The following is a 3,713-nucleotide window of genomic DNA, read 5'->3' as shown; positions in this document are numbered from 1 at the left end:
AACTTTTAAAATGCATTCAACATGACAACATTTGAAAATATTAAATCATCATGGACTAATCAAAATGATCCGAAAACACCAACTGACGGCGCAATTAAAGTAAAAGCCAAGGTGAAGAATTTAAAATTAAATCAACTTTATACTACGGTTATACTTTCTATAACAGTAGTTGTTTTAATCGCCTTTTTCTTTTATATATCGGCTTATAAGGTTTCGGTGGTAATGCTCGGACTTTCTTTAATGATCGCTTCACTAACAGTTAGAGTTGTATTAGAACTTTATAGCAGTTCATCTTTAAGGTCTTTAAATGTAACACTTAGCACATTGGCATTTAAGCAGAAACTTACAAAGCATTATAAGAACAGGATAAGAATCCATTATGTTGCAACACCAATTATTTTGGCATTATATATAGTTGGCTTTGTAATTTTATTGCCGAGTTTTAAAGAAAATCTTTCCGCGGGCTTTTACACCTATATTATTATTTCTGGTATTGTGTTTTTTATGGTTATCGTTTTCTTAATAATTAAAACTATAAAGAAAGAAATACAAGATTTAAAGAACCTTATAACAAAAAACTAACACACCTTCAATTTGTATGTTTAATTTTGATTCTAAACCCTTTTAGTGGTCAATACCCTGAAAGGGTTCAGTTACACAATACCTTGTCATCCTTTCTTTTTACGTTTTTTTGAGAGCCCGAGAGTTTACAGCTAATATTTTCAAGACAACATCCAGAAAAACCTAAGCACATTTTGCTTTGCTAAACTCTATTAGAATAACTACTTTTAGCAAACAAAAAAGTAAGCTTGAGCGCACTTAAATCACTTTTTAAACAAACGGCAATATATGGTCTGGCCACAGTTCTGCCGCGTATGCTCAGTTTTTTGCTGGTCCCGCTATATACAACAGAAGGTGTTCTAGCTTCAGTGGCAGAATACGGTAAAGTCACTATTATTTTCTCCTATTTCGTGTTGTTTAATGTGGTTTTGGCATACGGCATGGAAACCGCCTTTTTTAGATTTTACAACAAAGAAGCCAATAAAGAATCAGTAATCAGTACTAGCACTATTTCTTTAATACTATCTACTCTGGGTTTTGTAGTTATTGCATTATTTTTTCAAAACGCCATTGCCAATTTCATCAATCTTGATGTGAGTTACATCAATTTGGTGATTTGGATTTTACTACTCGATGCCTTGGTCATCATTCCATTTGCTTGGTTACGCGCCACACAGCAACCCATGAAATATGCGATAATCAAAATTTTAAATGTAGCAATTAATATTGGCTTAAATTTATTCTTCTTATTAATGCTGAAAGATTTAGCTGCCAATTCTGGTATTTTTCAAGCTATATATAAACCCAATTTTGAAGTCAATTATATCTTTATCGCCAACCTCATTGCAAGTTTGGTAACTTTATTATTGATGTTACCCTTCTATTTTAAACTGAATTTCAACTTCAACACCAACTTGTGGAAACAAATGATGAAGTATGCCATTCCCGTGCTAATTGCAGGGGTAGCGTTTTCTATAAATGAAACTTTCGACAGAATTTTACTCGATTATTTATTACCTGCAGATATTGCAAAAACCGAAATAGGAATGTACTCCGCGTGTTATAAGTTAGCACTGTTTATGACGTTATTCGCAACCGCCTATAGATTAGGCATTGAACCGTTTTTTTTTAGCCATGCCAACACTCAAAATCCACAAAAGAATTATGCCAAAATTTTGGAGTTATTTGTCGCTTTTGGCGCGGTTATTTTGTTGTCGGTTGTAGTTTTTGCGGATATTTTAAAACCCATTATCATAAGAAGTGAAGCCTACTGGGAAGCCATGTGGATTGTACCGTTTATTCTTTTAGCAAACTTTTGTCTAGGGATTTATCACAACCTATCTGTATGGTACAAAATCACCGACAGAACCAAATTTGGCGCCTATATTTCGGTTGTTGGCGCATTGGTAACACTGGCATTGAACTTTTGGTTAATTCCAATTATGAGCTACAGAGGTTCGGCCATTGCAACACTTTCGGCTTATGCATTAATGATGATGTTGTCTTATTACTTCGGAAGGAAATACTATCCCATTCCATATAATTTAAAGAAAATTGGTTTGTATTTGGCATTGTCAATTGCCTTGTCTTTCACCTCTTTTTATTTATACCGAACCAATTACACATTAGGAATTGCAATGTTAATTGTATTTTTGAGCATTGTAATTTATTCAGAAAAAACCATCATTCGTCAAATTCTTAAACGATAAGTATTAAAAATATGAACATAAAACTCATCAATAAATCCAATCATCCCATCCCAAATTACGAAACAGAAGCCTCAGCTGGTATGGATTTACGCGCCTTTTTAGAGGCATCAATCACCTTACAACCTTTAGAGCGCACTATCGTTAAAACAGGTTTGTATCTTGAACTACCTATAGGTTACGAAGCACAAGTAAGGCCTCGCAGTGGCCTCGCGGCTAAAAAGGGCATCACGGTATTAAACGCACCTGGAACAATCGATGCCGACTATCGTGGCGAAGTCGGTGTAATTCTTGTAAATTTGTCCAACGAGCCTTTCACCATAGAAAATGGTGAACGCATTGCACAATTGGTTATCGCCAAACATGAGCGCGCCGAATGGATTGAAGTAGAAACGCTTTCAGATACCGATCGTGGTGAGGGCGGATTTGGAAGTACGGGATTTAAATGAAAGAAGAATCAGGATTGATGATATCGAATTGTCCCCTTGAGGAGACTTTAGGGGTGTTTTTAAGAACCGAATCATAAATGAATTTAAATAACAAAATAGATTTCCACTTGCGTGGAAACGAAAAACGAGTTTTTCGATGAAAATAATAGTACCCATGGCCGGACGCGGCTCCAGATTAAGACCACACACGTTAACCATTCCAAAACCGCTAATTCCGGTGGCCGGACAACCAATTGTACACCGTTTGGTCAAAGACATTGTAAAAGTTTTAAAACAACCTATTGAAGAAATAGCCTTCGTTCTAGGCGATCCTGCATTTTTTGGAGACGATGTGGTAAATAGTTTAACCCAGTTAGCCCAATCGCTCGGTGCCAAAGCCAGTATTTATCGTCAAGATCAACCACTCGGCACCGGGCATGCCATTATGTGCGCCAAACCTTCGCTTTCCGGCCCGGCAGTAATTGCTTATGCCGATACATTGATTCGCGCGACATTCAATTTAAATCCAGAAGCTGACGCGGTTATTTGGACCAAAGAAGTGGAAAACCCCGAAGCTTTTGGTGTGGTAAAACTTAACGAACAGCAAAACATTGTGGAGTTAGTTGAAAAGCCAACTACCTTTGTGTCTAACCAAGCAGTTATTGGCATCTACTATTTTAAAGATGTGGCTGTTTTAAAAGGCAAACTTCAGGAAGTTTTAGACGAAAACATTACCAACGGCGGCGAGTATCAAATTAACGACGGTATCAAACGCATGATGGCCGAAGGACGCATTTTTAAAACCGGAACGGTTGACGAATGGATGGATTGCGGTAACAAAAACGTTACGCTCGAAACCAACGGAAAAATGCTAGATTTTATTACCCAAGATGCCGAAGAGCAACTTATTTCTAAAAGTTTAGTCAAAGAAAATGCTAATATTATTGAGCCATGTTTTATAGGTGAAAATGTTCATATAAAAAATAGCACCGTTGGGCCATATGTATCTATTGGAGCT

At 36.6% G+C, this 3,713-nt stretch carries 4 protein-coding genes; all 4 read left to right on the top strand.

Annotated elements, in window-relative coordinates; genetic code table 11:
* The first annotated feature begins 21 nt into the window (after positions 1-21).
* Positions 22-582: a hypothetical protein gene (locus tag V7Z48_RS13490; RefSeq protein ID WP_334114147.1), complete on the top strand. Its 561-nt coding sequence runs from the start codon at positions 22-24 to the stop codon at positions 580-582.
* 227 nt (positions 583-809) lie between these two features.
* Positions 810-2,270 (top strand): oligosaccharide flippase family protein, encoded by a 1,461-nt coding sequence (locus V7Z48_RS13485; protein ID WP_334114145.1) that lies wholly within the window; start codon positions 810-812, stop codon positions 2,268-2,270.
* 11 nt (positions 2,271-2,281) lie between these two features.
* A complete protein-coding gene (gene dut / locus V7Z48_RS13480) occupies positions 2,282-2,716 on the top strand; it encodes a dUTP diphosphatase (protein ID WP_334114144.1) in 435 nt (144 codons plus the stop codon).
* A 136-nt stretch (positions 2,717-2,852) separates the two neighbouring features.
* On the top strand, positions 2,853-3,713 hold an 861-nt coding region (locus V7Z48_RS13475), incomplete at its 3' end, for a sugar nucleotidyltransferase (protein ID WP_334114143.1).

This window comes from Paucihalobacter sp. (assembly GCF_036825875.1).
Taxonomy (GTDB): Bacteria; Bacteroidota; Bacteroidia; order Flavobacteriales; family Flavobacteriaceae; genus Paucihalobacter.
The sequence above is the reverse complement of the archived record's forward strand: the minus strand, read 5'-3'. Positions and strand labels throughout refer to the sequence as shown.

Coding starts and splice junctions, on each gene's coding strand:
- V7Z48_RS13490 (WP_334114147.1), top strand. CDS start 22: ATGACAACATTTGAAAATATTAAATCATCATGGACTAATCAAAATGAT.
- dut (WP_334114144.1), top strand. CDS start 2,282: ATGAACATAAAACTCATCAATAAATCCAATCATCCCATCCCAAATTAC.